Source organism: Klebsiella sp. B345, from assembly GCF_051131735.1.
GTDB lineage: Bacteria > Pseudomonadota > Gammaproteobacteria > Enterobacterales > Enterobacteriaceae > Klebsiella.
This window is the reverse complement of the sequence record NZ_CP180443.1, coordinates 3,479,560-3,496,350: the sequence shown is the minus strand read 5'-3', so window position 1 is coordinate 3,496,350 and position 16,791 is coordinate 3,479,560. Positions and strand designations below refer to the sequence as shown.

The window sequence follows — 16,791 nt, the reverse complement described above, 5'->3', positions numbered from 1 at the left end:
ATTATTTTGGTGGGAAAGAAAAGAGAAATGGCTGCCGCAGCAGCCATTATTTGAGATTATTGCCAGCCGTAGCGTCGGCTATAGAAACCTTTCACCATTTGGGTCAGCGTCATATAGCCAACCAGAATAGCAATCAGCCACGGGAAGTAGCTCAGCGGCAGCGCCTGCAGCTGCAAATAGCCCGCCAGCGGTGAGAACGGCAGCGCGATGCCCACCACCATTACCACCAGGGTCATAGCAAACAGCGGCCACGCGGCGCGGCTCTGGATAAACGGAATCCGTCGCGTACGGATCATATGCACAATCAGCGTTTGCGACAGCAGCCCTTCAATAAACCAGCCGGACTGGAACAGCGTCTGGGCTTCCGGCACGTTGGCGTGGAACACCCACCACATCAGGCAGAAGGTCAGAATATCGAAAATCGAGCTGATCGGGCCGAAGAAGACCATGAAGCGCCCCAGTTCCGCAGGGTTCCAGCGCTGCGGTTTGCGGATCTGCTCATCGTCGACGTTATCAAACGGGATCGCCACCTGGGATACATCGTACAGCAGGTTCTGGATCAGTAAGTGCAACGGCAGCATCGGCAGGAACGGCAGAAAGGCGCTCGCCACCAGCACGCTGAAGACGTTACCGAAGTTAGAACTGGCGGTCATTTTGATGTATTTCAGCATGTTGGCAAAAGTACGGCGGCCTTCGATTACCCCCTCCTCCAACACCATCAGGCTTTTTTCCAGCAGAATGATATCCGCCGCTTCCCGGGCAATATCCACCGCACCATCCACGGAGATGCCGATATCCGCCGCGCGTAGCGCCGGAGCATCGTTGATGCCATCGCCCATAAAGCCGACCACATGCCCTTCGCGTTTCAGCAGCGTCACGATGCGCTCTTTATGCAAGGGTGCAAGGCGGGCGAACAGCGTGGTGCGTTTTGCCAGCTGGGCCAACTCGTCATCGCTCAACGCTTCAATCTGGCTGCCGATGACCACCTCGCCGGCGTCCAGCCCCACTTCATGGCACACTTTCGCTGCGACCAGTTCGCTATCGCCGGTGAGGATTTTGACGGTAATCCCGCTGGCCTTCAGCGCCTTCAGGGCTGGCGCAGTGGTCTCTTTCGGCGGATCGAGGAAGGCGATATAGCCTTCGAGAATCAGGTCAGACTCATCGGCCCGCTGGTAGTCGCCTTCTCGGGCGGGCAGATAGCGGGTCGCCACCGCCACCACCCGCAGCCCCTGGCGGTTGAGCGTATCGGTCACGCGTTTGATGCGGCGCAGCATGGTGTCGTCCAGCGGCACGATATCGCCGTTGTAACGCACCTGGGTCGACACATTGAGGATCTCCTGCAGCGCACCTTTGCAGATCAGCTGATGCACCCCTTCCTGCTCGCTCACGACCACCGACATCCGGCGGCGCTCAAAGTCGAACGGGATCTCATCCACTTTCTGCCAGCGTTCGGACAGCTGACGCGCCGCGTCGAGTTCGACTCCTTCCAGCACCGCCGTATCAAGCAGATTTTTCAACCCGGTCTGATAGTGGCTATTCAGCCAGGCGCTGTGCAGTACCCGTTCGCTGACCTTGCCGGAGACGTCGGTGTGGTTCTCCAGCACGATTTTGTCCTGCGTCAGGGTACCGGTTTTATCGGTACACAGAATGTCCATCGCGCCGAAATTCTGGATCGCATCGAGGTGCTTGACGATGACTTTCTGTTTCGAGAGCTTCACCGCCCCGCGCGCGAGAGTCGAGGTGACAATCATCGGCAGCATTTCCGGCGTCAGGCCGACCGCCACCGACAGCGCGAACAGCGCCGCTTCCCACCAGTCGCCTTTGGTGTAGCCGTTAATCAGCAGCACCACCGGCGCCATCACCAGCATAAAGCGGATCAGCAGCATGCTGACGCGGCTGATGCCTTTCTGGAAGGCATTCGGCTCGCTCTCCTGCTCGCTGACCCGTCCGGCCAGCTGACCAAACCAGGTGTTGCCGCCGGTCGCAAAGACGATTGCCTGTGCCGTACCGCTCACCACGTTGGTGCCCATAAAGCACAGGGTGTCGCACTCCAGCGGGTTACTTTGCTGTGGGTCACGGCTGTGAACCACTTTTTCAACCGGCAGCGATTCACCGGTTAGCGAGGCCTGGGCAACGAACAGATCCCGCGCCTGGAGGATACGCAGGTCCGCGGGGATCATATCGCCCGCCGACAGCTTGACGATATCGCCCGGCACCAGCTGGTCGATAGGCAGCTCGCACCAGCGGCTTTCTCCCTGCTCGTTGACCACCCGCAGCACCGTCGCGGTATTGCTGACCATCGCCTTCAGGGCATCCGCCGCTTTGGTCGAGCGGGCTTCCTGAATAAAGTTGAGCAACGTGGAGATCCCCACCATCAGCGCAATCACGCCGGCGGCAAACAGATCTTCCGTTGCATAGGAGACGATACCCAACACGGTGAGCAGCAGGTTGAAGGGGTTGCGGTAGCAGGTCCACAGATGCACCCACCATGGTGATGGCTTCTGCGCCGGGATTTGATTGTCGCCGAAGCGGGCGATTTTCTCTGCGACTTCGCTATCGTTCAGCCCTTCCGGGTGGCTGTCGAAGGCGCGCCAGAGTTCATTGTCGTCCATTGCCGCCACGTTCAGGCAGTGTTTGCCTAACGATTCTGGAATCGGCGTACTGGCCAGATGGCGGGCATCCGGTAACGGGTCGCGCTGAACCAGTCGGCGCGGCAAATGGCGGCTGAGCTGTGCAAGCAGCTGCCGGGTCATATTTTTCAGCATAAACAGTCCCTCCGCGTTCGCCAGGGCGAACGCAGCACAACTGACAGGCGCAACAAAACTCTACCTGTCAGGTATTATTTTTTTATGGCAGGGACATCAAGGACGTCACTGCTTTACGCTTCCGGTAAAGCAGTGCTAAGCAGGCTTACCGGAAAAGAGAGTTACTCCATCGAGGATGAGGAGTGGGATCGGGGTCCATAAAATCTCCGGTAAGTGAGGAAAAACGGCGCAAACTATAGCGCAACCAGCGGGCAAGTTGAAGCCGCTGTCGCCAATGATAACCCCGCGTAACTAAACCAGACGTAAACCAGACTTTGCTCATTGCGGTTTGGTTGAGTAGCATTAGGCTCACTACATCGGATGACCACGAGAACCTTGCATGCAAAACCGGCTGACCATTAAAGATATCGCGCGCTTAAGCGGCGTCGGGAAATCGACGGTATCACGCGTGCTCAACAATGAAAGCGGCGTTAACGAACGTACCCGTGAACGAGTCGAAGCGGTGATGCAACAGCACGGTTTCTCGCCTTCCCGTTCCGCCCGGGCGATGCGTGGTCAAAGCGACAAAGTGGTGGCTATTATCGTTACCCGTCTTGATTCGCTGTCGGAGAACCTGGCCGTACAGACCATGCTGCCGGCCTTCTACGAGCAGGGTTTCGATCCCATTATGATGGAGAGCCAGTTCTCTCCGGCGCTGGTCGGGGAACATCTGCGGATCCTCGCCCGCCGCAATATCGATGGCGTGGTGCTGTTTGGTTTTACCGGCATCACCGAAGAGATGCTGACGCCCTGGCGCGAATCGATGGTGCTGCTGGCGCGCGATGCGCCGGGCTTCGCCTCGGTCTGCTACGACGACAACGGCGCGGTCAACCTGCTGATGCAGCGCCTGTACGACAGCGGACATCGCCATATCAGTTTTCTCGGGGTGCCCCATAGCGACGTCACCACCGGGCAGCGCCGCCATCAGTCCTATCTTGATTTCTGCGCGCAACACCAGCTCACCCCGTCCGCCGCCCTGCCGGGGCTGGCGATGAAACAGGGCTACGACAATGTCGCCAGCGTGCTGACGCCGGAGACCAGCGCGCTGCTGTGCGCCACCGATACCCTCGCCCTTGGCGCCAGCAAGTATTTGCAGGAGCAGCAGATTGCCCATCTGCAGGTTGCCAGCGTCGGCAGCACGCCGCTGATGAAGTTCCTTCACCCGGAGATTGTCACCGTCAACCCAGGCTACGCCGAGGCCGGGCGTCAGGCTGCCCAGCAGCTGATCGCGCAGATCGCCGGCCAGACAGAACCCCGCCAGATCGTGATTCCCGCCGCGCTTATTTAAGCTCTGATGGTGGATTTATGTGATCCTCGCTGCGTTTCGGGAACGTTCCCATTTTGAAATTCCCACGAACCCGTTAGGATTCGTCTCAGGTCATTACGCAATCTCTTCCCTCTGTTTTGAGGCCTCAACATGAGTAAAGTGAATCAGCAGGACATCGATAAATTGATCGAACTGGTGGGCGGGCGCGATAACATTGCCACCGTCAGCCACTGCATTACCCGTCTGCGCTTTGTGCTGAACAATCCGGCCATTGCCAAACCCAAAGAAATCGAACAGCTGCGCATGGTGAAGGGCTGCTTCACCAACGCCGGGCAGTTCCAGGTGGTAATTGGCACGGAAGTGGACGATTACTACAAGGCGCTGCTGGCAACAACCGGCCAGGCATCTGCTGATAAAGAGCAGGCTAAACAGGCTGCGCGGCAAAATATGAAGTGGCACGAGCAGCTGATCTCGCATTTTGCCGAGATCTTCTTCCCGCTGCTGCCGGCGCTGATCAGCGGCGGCCTGATCCTCGGCTTCCGTAACGTGATCGGCGATCTGCCGATGAGCAACGGGCAGACGCTGGCGCAAATGCACCCGTCGCTGAAAACCATTTATGATTTCCTGTGGCTGATTGGCGAGGCCATCTTCTTCTATCTGCCGGTCGGTATCTGCTGGTCAGCGGTGAAGAAAGTGGGCGGCACGCCGATCCTCGGCATCGTGCTCGGCGTGACCCTTGTCTCTCCGCAGTTGATGAACGCCTATATGCTGGGTCAGCAGGTGCCGGAAGTGTGGAACTTCGGCCTGTTCACCATCGCTAAAGTCGGCTACCAGGCGCAGGTTATCCCGGCGCTGCTGGCAGGCCTGGCGCTGGGCTTTATCGAAACGCGCATGAAACGCATCGTCCCTGACTACCTCTATCTGGTGGTAGTGCCGGTATGCTCGCTGATTCTGGCGGTCTTCCTTGCCCACGCCTTTATCGGCCCGTTTGGCCGCATGATTGGCGACGGCGTGGCCTTCGCGGTGCGTCACCTGATGACCGGCAGCTTTGCGCCGATTGGCGCCGCCCTGTTCGGCTTCCTGTATGCCCCGCTGGTGATTACCGGGGTCCACCAGACGACGCTGGCTATCGATATGCAGATGATTCAGAGCATGGGCGGCACCCCGGTGTGGCCGTTGATTGCCCTGTCCAACATCGCCCAGGCGTCAGCGGTCGTCGGCATTATCATCGCCAGCCGCAAACAGAACGAGCGTGAAATTTCGGTTCCGGCCGCTATTTCGGCCTACCTTGGGGTCACGGAACCGGCCATGTACGGGATCAACCTGAAATACCGCTTCCCAATGCTCTGCGCGATGATCGGCTCCGGCCTTGCCGGGCTGCTGTGTGGCCTGAACGGCGTGATGGCGAACGGTATCGGCGTTGGCGGGCTGCCGGGGATCCTCTCCATCCAGCCAACCTACTGGCAGGTCTTCGGGTTAGCGATGGTCATCGCAGTGGTCGTGCCGATTGCGCTCACCACGATCGTGTACCAGCGCAAATTCCGTCAGGGCACCTTACAGATTGTCTGATCTTATCTTTCGGGGCGCAGTAGCGCCCCTTCGTTGTAGCAGGAAAGCGATATGAATACCCTTCCCCATTGGTGGCAAAACGGCGTTATTTACCAAATTTATCCGAAGAGTTTCCAGGACACGACCGGCAGCGGCACCGGCGATCTGCGTGGGGTCACCTCACGCCTCGACTATCTGCAAACCCTCGGCGTGGACGCTATCTGGTTGACCCCGTTCTACGTCTCACCGCAGGTGGATAACGGCTACGATGTCGCGAACTATACCGCCATCGATCCCACTTACGGCACCCTGGATGATTTCGACGAACTGGTGGCAGAGGCCAAAGCGCGCGGGATCCGCATCGTGCTGGATATGGTATTAAACCATACCTCGACCGCACACGCCTGGTTTCGCGAGTCGTTAAACAAAGAGAGTCCCTACCGCCAGTTTTACATCTGGCGCGATGGCGAGCCCACCACGCCGCCAAACAACTGGCGCTCAAAATTTGGCGGCAATGCCTGGCAGTGGCACGCCGAGAGCGGGCAGTACTATCTGCATTTGTTCGCCACGGAACAGGCCGATCTCAACTGGGAAAACCCGGCGGTACGGGAAGAGCTCAAAAAGGTGTGCGAATTCTGGGCCGACCGCGGCGTCGACGGTCTGCGCCTTGACGTGGTTAACCTGATTTCGAAAGATCAGACCTTCCCGGCAGATGACCAGGGCGACGGACGCCGTTTTTATACCGACGGCCCGCGGGTTCATGAATTCCTGCAGGAAATGAGCCGCGACGTCTTCACCCCGCGCCAGCTGATGACGGTGGGCGAGATGTCCTCCACGTCGCTGGAACATTGTCAGCAGTATGCCGCGCAGGACGGCCGCGAGCTGTCGATGACCTTTAACTTCCACCACCTGAAGGTCGATTATCCCGGCGGTGAAAAGTGGTCCCTGGCACGCCCTGACTACGTGGCGCTCAAAGCGCTGTTCCGCCACTGGCAGCAGGGGATGCACAACCGGGCATGGAATGCGTTGTTCTGGTGTAACCACGATCAGCCGCGCATTGTGTCGCGCTTCGGTGATGAAGGTGAATACCGGGTTCCGGCGGCGAAAATGCTGGCGATGGTCCTGCACGGCATGCAGGGAACCCCGTATATCTATCAGGGTGAAGAGATTGGCATGACCAACCCGCATTTCTCGGACATCAACGCGTATCGCGACGTGGAAAGCCACAACATGTTTATTGAGCGCTCGGCGCAGGGACAGGCGCCGGATGAGCTGCTGGCGATCCTCGCCAGTAAGTCGCGCGATAACAGCCGCACGCCGATGCAGTGGGATCGCCGCGCCCAGGGTGGTTTTACCACCGGCGAACCGTGGATTTCCCTGTGCGATAACTATCAGACCATCAATGCCGAAACGGCGCTGGCTGACCCGGATTCCGTGTTTTACACCTATCAGCAACTGATTGCGCTACGCAAGACCACGCCGGTGCTGATCTGGGGCGATTATCAGGATCTGCTGGCGGAACATCCTGCGCTGTGGTGCTATCGCCGCCAGTGGCAGGGCAAAACCCTGGTCGTCGCGGCTAACCTGAGTCGCGAATTCCAGAACTGGCATCACCGCGAGATGGACGGCGACTGGCAGGTACTGATGAGCAACTATCCGGAGGCAGCGAACCGCCCTGCGGCCATGACGCTGCGCCCGTTTGAAGCCATCTGGTGGCTGCAGGAGTAACCTTTCCCCGGCCTGTGCTGCGCTCAACCGGGCTGCGGGTGCCGTTCCTGCAGCCTGGACAAGGGCGAATCACGTGACGCTGGCCGGTGCCAGCGTTTTTGCCTTCTCCTCGCCAATTTCCGCTTGTTTTTTAGTCAGATAAATTTACATTCCGCGCGGGTGCCCAGCCTGCGTACTCTCGACTTTTTACTTTGTCCTGCATCAATAAAATAGCAAACATCTTTGATGCAAATCACTACATATAGAACTTAAAATGCGTCCCGGCCCTACATATGGTATCAATCGTCTATTATGTCACCATAGCCCATCGAACTCTGGCGGTGATGGGATGTGGATAAAAAGGGCCGGAACCGGAGCAACACGGCGGCAGGTATAGCCCCAGTGACTTCGGCAAACTTTCCGCCTCTGTGGATAACCTGTTCTATAAAGTATGGAGTGATCATGACACCGCATGTGATGAAACGCGATGGCTGTAAAGTGCCGTTCAAGTCAGAGCGCATTAATGAAGCAATTCTGCGTGCAGCTAAAGCAGCGGGAGTCGATGACGCAGACTATTGCGCCACCGTCGCAGAAGTCGTTAGCCAGCAAATGCAGGGCCGCGCCCAGGTTGATATCAACGAAATCCAGACCGCCGTTGAGAACCAGCTGATGGCCGGTCCGTACAAGCAGCTGGCGCGCGCCTACATTGAATATCGCCATGACCGCGATAGCCAACGTGAAAAGCGCGGCCGTCTGAACCAGGAGATTCGTGGACTGGTTGAGCAGACCAACTCGGCGTTACTCAACGAAAACGCCAACAAAGACAGTAAAGTCATCCCGACCCAGCGCGACCTGCTGGCCGGTATCGTCGCCAAACATTACGCCCGTCAGCATCTGCTGCCGCACGACGTAGTCATGGCTCACGAGCGTGGCGTGATTCACTATCACGACCTCGACTATTCGCCGTTCTTCCCGATGTTCAACTGTATGCTGATCGACCTGAAAGGCATGCTGACCCACGGCTTTAAGATGGGTAACGCCGAGATCGAACCGCCAAAGTCTATTTCTACCGCCACCGCCGTCACGGCGCAGATCATTGCGCAGGTCGCCAGCCATATTTATGGCGGTACCACCATTAACCGTATTGATGAAGTGCTCGCGCCGTTCGTCACCGAGAGCTTCAACAAGCATCGTAAAATTGCCGAAGAGTGGCAGATCCCGGATGCCGAAGGTTACGCCCATTCTCGCACCGAAAAAGAGTGTTACGACGCCTTCCAGTCGCTGGAATACGAAGTGAATACCCTGCATACCGCCAATGGACAGACGCCTTTCGTCACCTTTGGCTTTGGTCTGGGCACCACCTGGGAATCCCGCCTGATTCAGCAGTCTATTCTGCGTAATCGTATCGCCGGCCTCGGTAAAAACCGCAAAACGGCGGTGTTCCCGAAACTGGTCTTTGCGATTCGCGATGGCCTGAACCACAAGTTTGGCGATGCCAACTATGACATCAAGCAGCTGGCGCTGGAGTGCGCAAGCAAGCGCATGTACCCGGATATCCTCAACTACGATCAGGTAGTGAAGGTGACCGGTTCGTTTAAAACGCCAATGGGCTGCCGCAGCTTCCTCGGCGTGTGGGAAAACGAAAACGGCGAAGAAGTTCACGATGGGCGTAACAACATCGGGGTGATTAGCCTGAACCTGCCGCGCATTGCCCTGGAAGCCAAAGGCGACGAAGCGGCATTCTGGACGCTGCTGGACGAGCGCCTGCAGCTGGCGCGTAAAGCGCTGATGACGCGTATTGCGCGCCTCGAAGGGGTCAAAGCACGCGTGGCGCCGATTCTGTATATGGAAGGGGCCTGCGGCGTGCGCCTGAAGGCCGACGACGACGTTTCCGAAATCTTCAAAAACGGTCGCGCGTCGATCTCCCTGGGCTATATCGGCATTCACGAAACCATTAACGCGCTGGCGGGCGAAACCCACATGTACGACAGCGAAGCGCTGCGCGCCAAAGGCGTTGCTATCGTGCAGCGTCTGCGCGATGCCGTGGACCAATGGAAAGACGAAACCGGGTATGGTTTCAGCCTCTACAGCACGCCGAGCGAAAACCTCTGCGATCGCTTCTGCCGTCTGGACACCGCCGAATTTGGCGTGATCCCGGGCGTGACGGACAAGGGCTACTATACCAACAGCTTCCACCTCGACGTCGAGAAGAAGGTCAACCCGTACGATAAGATCGACTTCGAAGCGGCCTATCCGCCAATCGCCAACGGCGGCTTCATCTGCTACGGCGAGTACCCGAACATCCAGCACAACCTGAAAGCGCTGGAAGATGTCTGGGATTACAGCTATCAGCACGTGCCGTATTACGGCACCAACACGCCGATCGACGAGTGCTACGAGTGCGGCTTTACCGGTGAGTTCGAATGCACCAGTAAAGGCTTTACCTGCCCGAAATGCGGCAACCACGACGCCGCCCGCGTGTCGGTGACCCGTCGCGTGTGCGGTTACCTCGGCAGCCCGGACGCCCGTCCGTTCAACGCCGGTAAGCAGGAAGAGGTGAAACGCCGCGTCAAACACCTCGGCAACGGTCAACTCGGCTAATCTCGCCACCGTCCCCCCGGATAGCGCCGCCAGCGGCCTGTCCGGGATACAAAGCTAATCTCACCATCGTCCCCCCGGAGGCGCCGCCAGCGGCTTATCCGGGCTACAACGCACCAGCGTAGGTTTCCTCAAATCAGTTGGCGTTGTAGCAAGGCGGCAAACGAGTCAGTCCCGGGGAGCTTACTGTAGTAAGTGACCCGGGCGGGCGAGCGCAGCCAACACCGCTGCAGCGTCAAATGAGAAGAGGAAACAATGAATTATCACCAGTACTACCCCGTCGATATCGTCAACGGCCCTGGAACACGCTGCACCCTGTTTGTCTCCGGCTGCGTCCATGAATGCCCCGGCTGCTACAACAAAAGCACCTGGCGGCTGAACTCCGGCATGCCGTTTACCCAGGAGATGGAAGACCGGATCATCGCCGACCTCAACGACACCCGTATCACCCGCCAGGGCCTGTCGCTCTCCGGCGGCGATCCGCTGCACCCACAGAACGTGCCGCACATTCTGCGGTTGGTGAAGCGCATTCACGCGGAATGCAAAGGGAAAGATATCTGGGTCTGGACCGGCTACAAACTGGCGGAGTTGAACGACGCACAGATGGCAGTAGTGGATTTGATTAACGTGCTGATCGACGGCAAATTTGTGCAGGATTTAAAAGATCCGGCGCTGATCTGGCGCGGCAGCAGCAATCAGGTGGTTCACCACCTGCGTTGAGTTAAAAGCGGCTGACGCACTCCATCGCCACCGTTTTAAACTCGTCAAAACTGCGGGTGGTGGCAAGCCGGGCCATGGCGCGTTCGCGCAGGAAGGTCACGAAAATATCATAGATCGCCATCGCCTCTTCATACTCGCTCTTGCTGATCGCCAGCAAAAAGACGATGTGCGCGGTTTCGTCGCCCCAGACGATACCGTTGGGCGCAATCACGGTATAGACCACGGTTTTTTGCGCCAGCAGACCGAGGGCGTGAGGCAGCGCAATGCCGTCCCCCAGCATGGTGCTGACGATCGCTTCACGCTCCACCACCGAATCATGGAACCCGGCATCGACAAAACCTTCCTGCTGTAGCTGCTGGCACAGTTCGGCAAACAGCGTCTGCTGGTCGATCGGTGCATCGATCACCCGGAAATGAGCCTCATCGAAATACTTATTCAGCACCCAGGGGCGAGTCCGATCCACCAGCACCAGCTTGCCGATTTGGTCTAGTTGATAATCCGTCGGGAATGGCGCAATGGTTACTACCGGCTTATCTTTTTCGCCGATCCACACGGTGGAGACCACGAAATCTTCCGCAATGCTCTCCAGCTGCTCATATTCCCGCTGCGATAGCGTGGCGGCAATCTCAAGCTGCGGATACTTGCGCTGCAAAATCGCCTCGATCATCCGCACCATCGCGTTACTGGTGTCGCATACCAGCAGCACCCGCGGCTGGCGCTGATAACCGATGTTGTAATGACGCTCCAGCCCGACGCCGACGTGCAGCACCAGGAAGCCAATTTCGTTTTCGCTAATGGTATAGGGGGTATATTTGCCCCAGCTGCTCACCGCCGCGAGGGTCATATCCCACGACATCGGATAGTGCTGCTTAATGTTATCGAGCAGCGGGTTGGGGATCATTATCTGGTAGCGCACCCGGGTGATCATGGTCTTAATGTGGGTCAGCAGGTCAGCATGCAGTTGGGCGTCGTCCAGCAGGTTGTAGTTATACTGGCTGTTGATGTAGTTCAGGATGTAGTTCACCAGCGCTTCGCCATCGTCGGCGCTGATGGTGCCTGGATCGACGTCCTGGACCTGACGGGCGGCAAGGTGGACGCACAGCCACTCTTCTTCCGCCAGCGAGAGGGTTTTCCCCGCCTGCTGCTGCAGGACGGCAGCCAGATCCCGAGCGGCATCCCGTACGTTTTGCGCCACATCTTCAGCGCTAAATTCGGCCAGCGGATAGCCCTGGCTAACGCGATGGACCACCACAGCGCTGTACAGTCGGATAAAACGCTCCCCTTCATCGGTCAGGCGAACATGGTGGCGGGTCAGGATCTCCTGCAACACGCCCCCAAGCTGTTCCTGGACATCCGAATTTAACGCTTTTTCATCCATCAACGGGTTCAACCCACCCTGCTGCACCTGCTGCCACAGCAGATCGGTCAGGCAGGCGCGAATCGACACTTCGCTGCCGAACAAGCGCATACCGTGACGCGGACGCGTCTCCAGGGCCAGCTGATAGCGCTGAAAACGCTCGCGCACCTCGACCATGTCATTTTGCAGGGTTGCACGGCTGACGAACCATTCGTCCGCCAGGTCTTCAAGCTTGATAGAGAACGCCGAGGTCAAAAAGCGCACCAGCAGAAAGTTGATGCGGTCCTGGGCAGTGCGCGGAATATGCTGCGGTTTCGGCGCGCTGGCCTCCAGGGTCTGATAGCGCGACGGATCGTCGATTTTCAGTTGATAGCCGCTGCCGCGGGTCAGAATAAATTGCGCGCCGTAATGCTCTAACAGCGCGTTAAGCGCGGTGATATCGGCGCGAACGGTACGGGTAGAAACCGACAGCCGCTGCGCCAGTTCATCCTGGGGCAGCGTTTCGTTTTGCAGCAAGGTAAACAGTTGCGCTAAACGTTGGTTGGGAAATCGCATGTCAGTTCCTTCTCTTTACGGCTCACGGTTGAGCGGATATCACCATCTGTGACGGGCTGCCTACCGGGGTGTATTCCGGAGCAAAAGTCAGTTTGCCGCTCCTGGCCGCAACGCTAAAACGGGTAATATTATCACTGCGTTGGTTCATGACGTACAGCCATTGCCCCTGATTATCCAGGGTCAACGTACGGGGGTAGTCGCCACGGGTCCAGATATCTTCCTGATGGCTCAGGCTGCCGTCGGCCAGCACGCTAAAATGCGCAATGCTGTTATGTAGACGGTTGGCGACATACAGCTGCTTCCCATCGGGGCTAAGGACCAGGCCTGCGGCAAAACTGGTGCCTTTGTACTCCTTCGGCAGCGCGGAGATCGTTTTGCCCCCACGCAGCAGCCCACTTTTCTTATCCAGATGATAGAAGGTGAGCGTCGAGGCTTCTTCGTTTATCAGCCACAGGCCGTCGCCCTTCGGCGTAAAGACAAAGTGACGAGGCCCGGCCCCTTCCGACGACGCGGCAATAAACGGCGGATCGTTCGGCGTCAGGGTACCGTTGCGATTATCGAACCGGTACTGATAGATACGATCCAGCCCCAGATCGGTGGAAAACACATATTGCCCACTCGGATCGGCGGCGATCATATGGGCATGAGGACCGTTATGATCGCTGATGGCGAAGCTGCCCTCAACGGCCGCTGCCGGGCTTTCCGCACCGGCCGGGCCTTCGTCCTGGTGACTATCCACCGCCTCACCCAGGCTGCCATCGTCTTTCACCGGCAACACCACAACCGACCCGCTAATGTAGTTCGCCACCAGCAGATGACGACCGTCCGGCGTCAGCGACAAATACACCGGCCCGGCCCCCGCCGAAGAGACCTGATTGAGATCGGTCAACTCACCATTGGATTCAATCCGCCACGCCTGTACCACACCCTTTTCGACTTCGCTGGCGGCATAGAGGGTTTTACCATCCCGCGACACGGTCAACTGTGCGACGTTCTGCAACGAACTGACCAGCGCTTTATCACGGAGCGCGCCGGTTTTCGCGTCGATGGTAAACCGGTACAGCCCCTCCCCGTTGGGATTATAGGTACCGACCCAGGCATAATGGGTTTGCGCACAGGCGGTGGTAGCCAGCAGAGAAAGTGATGCAGCAAGCAGGTGACGAGCGGTTGGCATAGCGACTCCTTGAGGGTGCAATGAGGTGTTTCCACGCGCACGTTTAGCGATCGGTACGTGCGCGCAGCGAGGATGACAATCCTACTTAACGAGCGCTTTAGTCATCTCCAGCAACTGGCGAACGTCCGCCGGGCGGGTATGACCGCTTTCTTTATCAATAATAGAGCTATAAATGTGCGGGATAATTTTACTGACCCCGGCATCCAACGCAATCTGCAGGATCTCACTGTAGTTTTCCAGGTCGATCCCGCCGGTCGGCTCCAGCCAGAAATCATGGCGGGCACAGGCCTGCGCCACTGCCAGAAATTCATCACGGTGCTTCAGGCCGCCCATCGGGAAATATTTGATCGAGCTGCCGCCCATATCTTTCAACAGCGCGATGGCGGTTTCCAGCGGCACGATACCGTCTGGTGCCTTGCTGCTCAGCGGGCCGGTTGAAATTTTAACCATACCCGGCGTGCCGGTCGGCGAGACCAGACCGTTGACCACGGTATCATTCTGCCCCAGCAGCGCACGGCTGGTTGCGACCCCGGTAAAGACCTGGTTCACGTGCTGCGGCTGCACCTGCCGAGAAATTTCACTGACCATCGCCGACTGGTTCGGATCTCCCGCACCCAGACCGACCGACAGCGCGTTATCGATAAGCTGCGCATATTCACGCATATCCGCCACCGCACTCGCCACGTCAGGATAGTTCTTGGAGAGCACCCCCACCAGGACGTGACCTTCTGCCGCCTCGTAAATCTCACGTGCGTTCTCTTTGCTGCCCGCCAGGACGTTCAGGCAGACGCGGTCACGGTAAAAATTTGGGGTCAGTTTCATGCTTTTTTCTCCTTGTTCAGAACCTCGGCGATGCGACGAGCGACAATCTCCAGCTGCTGCGCGTTCACGCTGCGGACATCGGCTTCAATAATCCCTTCGTTAGCTTTGTAGCCACGGAAGTAGATAGCGTATTCACCCTGCTTTAATGCCTCCACCAGCTCGCCGGTGGCGATGCCGGTGACGGCCTCATCAAATTTAATTTCGGCACGGGCGATGTCACGCCCGGCGCTGTCCCAGACCACGCGGCCGGTCACGCCCTCAAGGGTATTGAGCTGGTTAATGAACGGCGTCATTTTGGCCACCATCTCATCACCGCTCTCTTTACGCGCCGTCAGGTAGTGTTCGATGGCGCAGGTCAGACCGAGGATCCCCTCTTTGCCCACTTTCATCGCCCGGCCAATGCCCGCCGACTGACGTTTTACCCACTCGACATACTGGGTTTTACCCACCACCAGACCGCTGGTTGGCCCTTCGATCGCCTTCGCGCCGCTGTAAATCACCAGGTCAGCGCCGGCGCGGTAGTAACACTGTAAATCTTCTTCCGCGGCTGCATCGACGATTAGCGGCAGGTTATGCTTGCGCGCCACCACGACCGCCTGCTCGACGCTGAGCATGCTTTTCTGTACGCAGTGGTGCGATTTAATGTACAGAATCGCCGCCGTACGCGGAGTAATTGCCGCCGCCAGCTGGTCGGCAGAACATTCGTTGGCGTAGCCCGCTTCCACCAGCTTGCCGCCCCCCAGCGCCACCATCGAGCCAACCGGCGCGCCGAAGTTAACGTTGTGGCCTTTCGGCAGGACGATTTCATTGTTTTCAATCGGCGTGACGTGCAGGTTTTCCAGCAGCCAGGCGCTGTCTTTCACCAGCACCGCCGCGACCGACTGGGCAATTCCCGCCGAGGCGCAGGAGACAACGGTAGCCCCTTCTACTTCCAGCAGATTCGCAATGTATTCGCCGGTCTTGTTCACCAGATCTTTCATTTCGAAGTAGTGATTCATGCCGCTCATCACCGCATCCACCACTTCAGGACGCGGCGTGGAAACGCCCAGCGCCGTCATGCGACCGGACGTATTAATGACTTGTTTTAGATTGTATTTCTCAAAAATTGAAGGCATTTTCCGCGCTCCCTTGTTCGGTCAGATAGCCCTTGCCTGCGCGAATCGCGGCAAGCGGCACCAGAATATTGTCAGCCTGCAGGCTCTCTTTTTCCGCGTCGACCAGCAGCGTTGGCGTATGCTCGACGGTAAACAGCGTTAAATCGGCATCGAAACCAACCGCCAGCCGCCCTTTGTGCTTCAGACGCAGCCCCTCTGCGGCCCCGGCGGTCACGCAGTCAATGACCTGCGGCAGCGACATGCCGATGGCGAGAAACTTAGACATCACCAGCGCCAGCGAGCGGACCGGACCGTCGATACGGTTACGGCAGTAGATATCGGAGCTGATGGTGTGCGGCAGGATCCCCATCGCAATGGCCCGACGCGCCACCTCAAAGCTGAAGCTGGCGGTGCCGTGGCCGACATCCAGTCGTACGCCGCGCTGTAGCGCGCGGGTGATCGACGCGCGCAGCTCGCCAGAGGGCGCCAGGATGCGGTTCGGTTTGCCGTTATAGCAGTGGGTGATGATGTCGCCTGCACTCAGCAGGTCGGCAATCTCATCGAGGTTCGGTGGGTTATTGCCGATATGCACCATCAGCGGCAGATCGCCGTTTTCCTGCTGAATAGTTTTCGCCCGCTCAAGCGGGGTAATGCCGTTTTCGCCGACCACGCTGCTGCTCATGCGTGCTTTCAGGCCAACGATAAAGTCCGGGTGGCGTTTGACCGCCTGCTGCACCGCATCGGCATCGATATTGGCCATATTGGCCAGTTCGTTCTGGGCAATCAGTCCGACGCGGGAGATATTGAGCAGTGCGTAGACCTCAGTCGCCGCCTCGCGGGTCAGCTGATAAAAATCATCAACATCGTCCGCACCGGTGCTGCCGGCATCGATCACGGTGGTGACGCCGCAGGCTATGCCAACGCTATCCGGCTGGTCGTGATAAATCGGTGAGCTCGGATAGCAGTGGACGTGGGAATCAATCCAGCCGGAGCTGACATAGTAACGACCCTGCAGCTCGATGGTTTTGTGCGATGGCGCGTTAATCTCGCCCAGCGCGGTAATTTTTCCGTCCTGGATGGCAATATCGGTCAGGGTATCGTCGACGAGGCGCGCACGGCGCAGGAGTAAATCAAACATACGTATC

At 58.1% G+C, this 16,791-nt stretch carries 12 protein-coding genes; 5 read left to right on the top strand and 7 right to left on the bottom strand.

The annotated features are described in order from the left end of the window. Positions 1 to 56: 56 nt before the first annotated feature. Together mgtA and mgtL are read right to left on the bottom strand one after the other, a co-directional pair. Complete coding sequence (gene mgtA / locus ACMYSO_RS16390) at positions 57 to 2,765, bottom strand: magnesium-translocating P-type ATPase (protein ID WP_434665971.1); 2,709 nt, start codon at positions 2,763 to 2,765, stop codon at positions 57 to 59. A 145-nt stretch (positions 2,766 to 2,910) separates the two neighbouring features. After that, entirely contained in the window at positions 2,911 to 2,964 is a 54-nt protein-coding gene (gene mgtL / locus ACMYSO_RS16385; RefSeq protein WP_227540168.1) for a mgtA regulatory leader peptide MgtL, read from the bottom strand. A gap of 180 nt (positions 2,965 to 3,144) precedes the next feature. Between mgtL and treR the strand changes: the two genes are divergently transcribed. The 5 genes from treR to nrdG all read left to right on the top strand — a co-directional run bounded on the left by treR (position 3,145) and on the right by nrdG (position 10,644). Then, on the top strand, positions 3,145 to 4,092 hold the full coding sequence (treR, locus tag ACMYSO_RS16380) for a trehalose operon repressor TreR (RefSeq protein WP_434665968.1): 948 nt from the start codon (positions 3,145 to 3,147) through the stop codon (positions 4,090 to 4,092). Positions 4,093 to 4,221: 129 nt separating this feature from the next. Then, a complete protein-coding gene (treB, locus tag ACMYSO_RS16375; RefSeq protein WP_434665965.1) occupies positions 4,222 to 5,640 on the top strand; it encodes a PTS trehalose transporter subunit IIBC in 1,419 nt (472 codons plus the stop codon). Between the two features lie 51 nt (positions 5,641 to 5,691). After that, positions 5,692 to 7,347, top strand: coding sequence for an alpha,alpha-phosphotrehalase (treC, locus tag ACMYSO_RS16370; protein ID WP_434665963.1), 1,656 nt, complete (start codon positions 5,692 to 5,694; stop codon positions 7,345 to 7,347). Between the two features lie 441 nt (positions 7,348 to 7,788). Next, positions 7,789 to 9,927, top strand: a complete 2,139-nt coding sequence (gene nrdD, locus ACMYSO_RS16365; RefSeq protein ID WP_434665961.1) for an anaerobic ribonucleoside-triphosphate reductase — start codon at positions 7,789 to 7,791, stop codon at positions 9,925 to 9,927. A 252-nt stretch (positions 9,928 to 10,179) separates the two neighbouring features. Continuing rightward, complete coding sequence (gene nrdG / locus ACMYSO_RS16360; RefSeq protein ID WP_434665959.1) at positions 10,180 to 10,644, top strand: anaerobic ribonucleoside-triphosphate reductase-activating protein; 465 nt, start codon at positions 10,180 to 10,182, stop codon at positions 10,642 to 10,644. Position 10,645: 1 nt separating this feature from the next. Here the strand turns inward: nrdG and ACMYSO_RS16355 are convergent, their stop codons facing one another. From ACMYSO_RS16355 to ACMYSO_RS16335, 5 genes are all read right to left on the bottom strand, one after another. Then, a complete protein-coding gene (locus tag ACMYSO_RS16355) occupies positions 10,646 to 12,556 on the bottom strand; it encodes a BglG family transcription antiterminator (protein ID WP_434665957.1) in 1,911 nt (636 codons plus the stop codon). Between the two features lie 22 nt (positions 12,557 to 12,578). Next, positions 12,579 to 13,730 carry a lactonase family protein gene (locus tag ACMYSO_RS16350; RefSeq protein ID WP_434665954.1) on the bottom strand — a complete coding sequence of 384 codons (1,152 nt, stop codon included), beginning with the start codon at positions 13,728 to 13,730 and terminating at the stop codon, positions 12,579 to 12,581. Positions 13,731 to 13,811: 81 nt separating this feature from the next. Then, a complete protein-coding gene (gene dagF, locus ACMYSO_RS16345) occupies positions 13,812 to 14,552 on the bottom strand; it encodes a 2-dehydro-3-deoxy-phosphogluconate aldolase (RefSeq protein WP_123757898.1) in 741 nt (246 codons plus the stop codon). After that, entirely contained in the window at positions 14,549 to 15,667 is a 1,119-nt protein-coding gene (locus ACMYSO_RS16340) for a DgaE family pyridoxal phosphate-dependent ammonia lyase (protein ID WP_434665952.1), read from the bottom strand. Before ACMYSO_RS16340 ends, dagF begins: the two co-directional genes overlap by 4 nt. After that, positions 15,651 to 16,784 (bottom strand): amidohydrolase/deacetylase family metallohydrolase, encoded by a 1,134-nt coding sequence (locus ACMYSO_RS16335; protein WP_434665950.1) that lies wholly within the window; start codon positions 16,782 to 16,784, stop codon positions 15,651 to 15,653. Before ACMYSO_RS16335 ends, ACMYSO_RS16340 begins: the two co-directional genes overlap by 17 nt. Positions 16,785 to 16,791: the final 7 nt, after the last annotated feature.

Bases quoted from the DNA above. Each gene is read 5' to 3' on its own strand.
- ACMYSO_RS16355 (WP_434665957.1), bottom strand. From the start codon at position 12,556: ATGCGATTTCCCAACCAACGTTTAGCGCAACTGTTTACCTTGCTGCAA.
- dagF (WP_123757898.1), bottom strand. From the start codon at position 14,552: ATGAAACTGACCCCAAATTTTTACCGTGACCGCGTCTGCCTGAACGTC.
- treB (WP_434665965.1), top strand. From the start codon at position 4,222: ATGAGTAAAGTGAATCAGCAGGACATCGATAAATTGATCGAACTGGTG.
- ACMYSO_RS16335 (WP_434665950.1), bottom strand. From the start codon at position 16,784: ATGTTTGATTTACTCCTGCGCCGTGCGCGCCTCGTCGACGATACCCTG.
- nrdG (WP_434665959.1), top strand. From the start codon at position 10,180: ATGAATTATCACCAGTACTACCCCGTCGATATCGTCAACGGCCCTGGA.
- ACMYSO_RS16340 (WP_434665952.1), bottom strand. From the start codon at position 15,667: ATGCCTTCAATTTTTGAGAAATACAATCTAAAACAAGTCATTAATACG.
- treC (WP_434665963.1), top strand. From the start codon at position 5,692: ATGAATACCCTTCCCCATTGGTGGCAAAACGGCGTTATTTACCAAATT.
- ACMYSO_RS16350 (WP_434665954.1), bottom strand. From the start codon at position 13,730: ATGCCAACCGCTCGTCACCTGCTTGCTGCATCACTTTCTCTGCTGGCT.
- mgtA (WP_434665971.1), bottom strand. From the start codon at position 2,765: ATGCTGAAAAATATGACCCGGCAGCTGCTTGCACAGCTCAGCCGCCAT.
- treR (WP_434665968.1), top strand. From the start codon at position 3,145: ATGCAAAACCGGCTGACCATTAAAGATATCGCGCGCTTAAGCGGCGTC.
- nrdD (WP_434665961.1), top strand. From the start codon at position 7,789: ATGACACCGCATGTGATGAAACGCGATGGCTGTAAAGTGCCGTTCAAG.